Below are 4326 nucleotides of genomic sequence, written 5' to 3'. Positions count from 1 at the left end.
GTTGTTGGTGTAGCGAAGCAAGTTCGGCTTGAACGAATTGTTAGGGCTCAAAGCCTACGCCAACTCCGTAATCATGTGGCAAGCCAGAGCCAAAAGCACGGCGCCAGCCCCGCGGATGACTGAGGACAGCCAGAACGTCTTGTGAGGCCGAGTGATAGTTCTTTAGCTCCACTGTGCAGGAAAGCTGGTTCTTGCCAAGGTGGTGATAAATGCGGCTTGTAAGGCTGTCCATGTCGATGTCTCGCCGCGAGAACAGCAAGCTTTTGTGGACGACTGTAGGAAGCTCCTCGACGGAGATGGGCAGGCGGAACACTTGGATGGCCCACTCGGCCAAATCGCGGTGCGTCCGGACGCGCGCGCAATCTAGCTCCACGCGATCCTCCATGAAAGTCTCCATTGAGCCCTAACGCCGGAATTAAGCCGACCCGCGAAGCGGGTTCGGCTTGAATGACTTGTTAGCCCTCGGTGTGGCGAGGGCGCTTTGGTTTACTTGCGTTCCGATGACCAAATATTGGATCGCTGCCATTCCGGAACAGAAAGCGATAGATGGGTAGCATGACTTGCGGGAGAGCGTAACCAAAAGGGATTCCTACGAGCACACCAACTAGGATGTATGCCAGCATGCTGTAGATGCCTGGCTGGCCGAAATAAATGCACGCAAAGATAGATGTGGGAACGAAGAACCATGGTGAAAGCAGTGCTGATGCACTCCTGCGCTTCTCACGCGGCGGGTTTGCTGTTCTCTGAAGTTTGGTGCGGAACTCGCGCGAGAAGTAGTTTGCGGTGATTGTCATAGGGCTAACGCCTGAGTTAAGCCGACTTGCGTAGCGGAGGCAAACACATGGCAAGCTTTTCCTGCCATGTGTTTGGTGTAGCGAAGCAAGTTCGGCTTGAACGAATTGTTAGGCCGCGCCGGCTGAGAGACGAGCGGCCAATCTCCGGACTTTACGCCAAGCGTTCATGGCTCTCGACTCGGGTCATGGTCTGGCAACGATCTGACATAGGTCTTCTCCGCCAAATCTGCGGTGGAGCGCGTACTGTACTCGATGCCGTCCATGGCTCCCGCTATCGCCTGGACGTCACGACCAGTCGTGCCAAGTGCGGACAGAGTGCAGCTGTTTGCGAGTTGTACTGCACGCAATATCCTAAAGAGCAGCAGCGCGATGATTACGAGCAGGGCAGCGATGATGTAAATCAACATTGAACTCCCTAGGTCTAACGCGCCAGAGGCCATTAGTCTTTGAGAAAGACGGCAGCTGCCACAACTATGAGCAGCATGTAATTGATGAGCACAAGTGCATGGATGTCTTCGCGGAGGTGGCGAATGTGCCAGCGCAACTGTTGATCTGATGGTGCGTCATGCGAGTCATTGCGACGGATCTCTGCCTCTAGCCAGTTGCGCCGGAACAGCAAAACCCCGAAGACGGTGACGCCGACGAAGAATGCAATGCCTTTAAGTGTCTCCACGATGTTTCCCCCTGCGACAAATTGATTCTAGCGGCCTAACGCCTGAATTAAGCCGAGCCGCGAAGCGGCTTCGGCTTGAATGAATTGTTAGGCCGCAGCCCACTTGCCTACAAGTGCTGCGACCCGCTCAGGGACGCCCCAAGAAGACTGAATTTGCCCATTATTTTCCGCAGCTTTTTGGATGCGTGTAGAAAACGCGGGCTCCCAATATTCCAATGCCTCAAGCAACCCAACGTTGCGTTTTGCCAGAGCGAAAGAGTCGCTTGACTCAAAGGTTGCAACTACTCCATGGGCGAGCTGTTCACGAGTTTGCTTGTTGGAGCGGTACGCGTTGAACAGCTCTGTGGCGAGTTGTGCAGCGCTCTTGCCATTGCCGTTGAATCCCTGAAATCGCCCGATGAATCCATAAGGATCTTGGCCGAGACGAATGCTGAATGCCGGAAGGCCGCGACCCATCACGTATCCAATCTCTTGGTCGGTCCAGTTGCTGGCGTGGAAATTCTGGTGGAGAAGGGCAACTAGTGCATGACACGTGCGAAGTGCCGTTTCAATCTCCGTCTGCCACTCAAGTGTTGGCTCAATATCGTTGTGCGCCACGAATGAGGTAATCCCGTACTCGAGCAGCGCTGATTGGAGCTCTGCGGTAAATGCACGATGTGCGGACAGATGCGACAGAAAGACGCGAAGACAACCAGGTTTCCAGAACGCAGGGTCTGCGATAGACGATGTTCCCGTCTGTTCAACCGTGTAGCCAAGGTGTTCCGCTAGCTCGGCCAAGCGAGCATCTTCTCCGCCACCGACGTGCTCAAGTACATAGGTGTGGATTCCGCCGCTCCAGGTGGAGGATGTGGGGAATCCAAACTGGCTCAAGGTCAGATCAATAAGCGCCCAATCTTCGTTCGCCAGACGGTCAGCGATCTCCTTGATCAGTTTTATTCTTTGGGATGCACTTAATGCCATGTCTGCGGCCTAACGCCTAAGTTAAGCCGAATTGCAGCGCGTAGCTGGCAACATGGCAAGCTCTTTCTGCCATGTTGACGGCGTAGCGATGCAATTTCGGCTTGAACGCAATGTTAGGTGCCGCCGGTGCAACAGGAACTCCCCTGCTGGATGGGCGGACACTTGACGGTGCCATAAGAACAGTACACGCAGCAATCACCCGGCAGGGGCTTGAGCACGGCATGGCAAGCTGTGCACTCATAAAACCACTGGCACGCATTGGTGGGCATGGTTTCGCATGCACTGGCACCACACTCTGGGCAAGTGATGATCGATTCTAGTTTGGGGGCGGACATTGGGCAGCTCGGGCGGGGCGCAAAAGATCCAGGACCGACATGACGAGCATGAGGGCAATGCCCGCGTAGAACAGGTAAATGCTCCAGTCGTAGCTCCAGAAGAGAAGCAACGCTGATAGAACGGCGAGCGGTCCAAGAACTGAGAGCAGGCCGCGTGCGAAGCGCCGGTGCCGATACCATGCCCATGCGTTCACTATGAGCGCCAGCAATGCCAGAGCAGGGAGCAACTTTCTGAACAAGAAGCCCTCGTATTGCCCTAGAAAACCAAGACCGAGTGCGACACCAAGCGAGCCAAGTGCTGGAAAGCAGCCGGCACAGGACATGGCAGCAACGAGTGACCCCAAGCTGCTTGTTTTATCCAGTACGCGTGTGACACTCATGCTCTTTCCTTGCATTTAGCGGAATTGTTTCTGCGGCACCTAACGCCTGAGTTAAGCCGACTTGCGTAGCGGAGCCAAACACATGGCAAGCTCTTTCTGCCATGTGTTTGGTGGAGCGAAGCAAGTTCGGCTTGAACGAATTGTTAGGCCTGCGCCCAGTGCAGCGCAAACCCGAGAAGATTGAGGAGCGCCACCGGGCCGCCCACAACAAGTGCAACGATGTTCCAACCCCGGATACGCGAATTTGAGATGTGGCCCGGCACCGCTCGGATGTTTACGGAGTTCGCAACCGCCTGCATGGGCAGCAGCGGAATGACCGAGGCAAGTGAAACAACCGCCCAGGGCAGCGGCGCGTAGGCAACCAGCGAGAGACCGACCCATAGCAAGAATGCCAACACCGCTAAGCAGGCCAGCCCGCGAGGGTTGCCGGCTGCCCGCGAGATGCGTCGGAACAACGGATATGCAAATAGGACGCCAAGCACGGAGCGCCAAGGAGCGGACAGACGCCGCCGCTCCCTGAGTTTGACGAGACGCCAGTTGCCATAAAACCAATAGACCTGATACAGCCCGACCGTGCAAACGGACATGAGCGCCAGCTTCCACAGCGAAACGGGGAAGAAGATGGGCTGGATCAGGTTTTTGTCAGTCGTGTACGACATAGTTGCCAAGCAGGCCTAACACCTGAATTAAGCCGACTTGCGAAGCAAGTTCGGCTTGAATGAATTGTTAGGCCACTGGCCCGTCATATGCCAGCCGCAGCAAGAAAAGACGTCAGCTCCTGCTGCACCACTGGGGCGATAGGAGGCGAGCTAAACAGATACAGGTCCGGCGCAGAGAAATCATCCTTGAAGCCGCAGACGACCAAGCGTCCTGCCTGGCCGGCAAATTGTACGTCATATGCCCAGTTGGCACTCTGACCGAGCCATAGCGAGTTGATGCGGCGGGCCAATACCGCTGCACTTTGAGCAGTAAGGCCAGTCTCAAAGCGCCCAGCAAGCTGAGTTAGGAAAGGCTTAACCAAGTGTGCGTCAAAGTTGGCCGATGCTTCGACTAAGCCATCAGTGGCAATAGGCTCTTTGCCGGATCTGAGGCCAATTGCAGCAAAGAGTGCTAACGGTAGTGACAAAGCTGCCTCCAGGGGCCTAACGCCTGAGTTAAGCCGAACCGCGTAGTGGAGCCAAAGG

Annotated in this window: 8 protein-coding genes; all 8 read right to left on the bottom strand. The window is 55.6% G+C overall.

From position 1 onward, the window contains the following. Positions 1–40: 40 nt before the first annotated feature. Positions 41–385 carry a hypothetical protein gene (locus SNE34_RS14690; RefSeq protein ID WP_332618367.1) on the bottom strand — a complete coding sequence of 115 codons (345 nt, stop codon included), beginning with the start codon at positions 383–385 and terminating at the stop codon, positions 41–43. Positions 386–958: 573 nt separating this feature from the next. Next, positions 959–1201 (bottom strand): hypothetical protein, encoded by a 243-nt coding sequence (locus SNE34_RS14685; RefSeq protein WP_332618366.1) that lies wholly within the window; start codon positions 1199–1201, stop codon positions 959–961. A 32-nt stretch (positions 1202–1233) separates the two neighbouring features. Then, positions 1234–1467, bottom strand: coding sequence for a hypothetical protein (locus SNE34_RS14680; protein ID WP_332618365.1), 234 nt, complete (start codon positions 1465–1467; stop codon positions 1234–1236). Positions 1468–1554: 87 nt separating this feature from the next. Next, complete coding sequence (locus SNE34_RS14675) at positions 1555–2427, bottom strand: toll/interleukin-1 receptor domain-containing protein (RefSeq protein ID WP_332618364.1); 873 nt, start codon at positions 2425–2427, stop codon at positions 1555–1557. Between the two features lie 113 nt (positions 2428–2540). Beyond that, positions 2541–2762 carry a GDCCVxC domain-containing (seleno)protein gene (locus SNE34_RS14670; protein ID WP_332618363.1) on the bottom strand — a complete coding sequence of 74 codons (222 nt, stop codon included), beginning with the start codon at positions 2760–2762 and terminating at the stop codon, positions 2541–2543. Next, positions 2744–3142 carry an organomercurial transporter MerC gene (gene merC / locus SNE34_RS14665; RefSeq protein ID WP_332618362.1) on the bottom strand — a complete coding sequence of 133 codons (399 nt, stop codon included), beginning with the start codon at positions 3140–3142 and terminating at the stop codon, positions 2744–2746. Before merC ends, SNE34_RS14670 begins: the two co-directional genes overlap by 19 nt. Before the next feature lie 143 nt (positions 3143–3285). Then, on the bottom strand, positions 3286–3801 hold the full coding sequence (locus tag SNE34_RS14660; RefSeq protein ID WP_332618361.1) for a hypothetical protein: 516 nt from the start codon (positions 3799–3801) through the stop codon (positions 3286–3288). Positions 3802–3884: 83 nt separating this feature from the next. Beyond that, on the bottom strand, positions 3885–4326 hold a 442-nt coding region (locus tag SNE34_RS14655; RefSeq protein WP_332618360.1), incomplete at its 5' end, for a hypothetical protein.

This window comes from Novilysobacter erysipheiresistens, assembly GCF_036663935.1.
GTDB classification, from domain to species: Bacteria; Pseudomonadota; Gammaproteobacteria; order Xanthomonadales; family Xanthomonadaceae; genus Novilysobacter; species Novilysobacter erysipheiresistens.
Note: the sequence above shows the minus strand (reverse complement) of the source record. Positions and strands in the feature narration are given on the sequence as shown.